The 255-nt window shown below is 48.2% G+C and carries 1 protein-coding gene; it reads left to right on the top strand.

Annotation, left to right across the window (positions count from 1 at the left end; all coding sequences use genetic code 11):
- The coding region (locus tag V6C27_14950; protein ID MEG6617668.1) for a methyl-accepting chemotaxis protein at nt 1-255 on the top strand (255 nt) is incomplete at both ends.

The raw sequence follows: 255 nt of genomic DNA, 5'->3' as shown, positions 1-255 counted from the left end.
ATAGTGCGGCTGAGGAAAGCGAAAAAGTAGTACAGATTGCCCAAGCGGGCAATCAATCGGTAACCAACACCATTAATAAAATCAATCAGATAGCTGAAGATACACAGCAAACAGCAGATGTGGTGAACAGACTGGGCACACTGTCCCGGGAGGTAGGCAATATTACTGTGTTGATCACCAACATTGCTGATCAAACCAACCTGTTGGCTTTAAACGCTGCCATTGAAGCAGCCCGGGCCGGTGAGCATGGCAAGG

It is taken from the genome of Peptococcaceae bacterium 1198_IL3148 (assembly GCA_036763105.1).
Lineage (GTDB): Bacteria > Bacillota > Desulfotomaculia > Desulfotomaculales > Desulfohalotomaculaceae > JBAIYS01.
The sequence above is the reverse complement of the archived record's forward strand: the minus strand, read 5'-3'. Positions and strand labels throughout refer to the sequence as shown.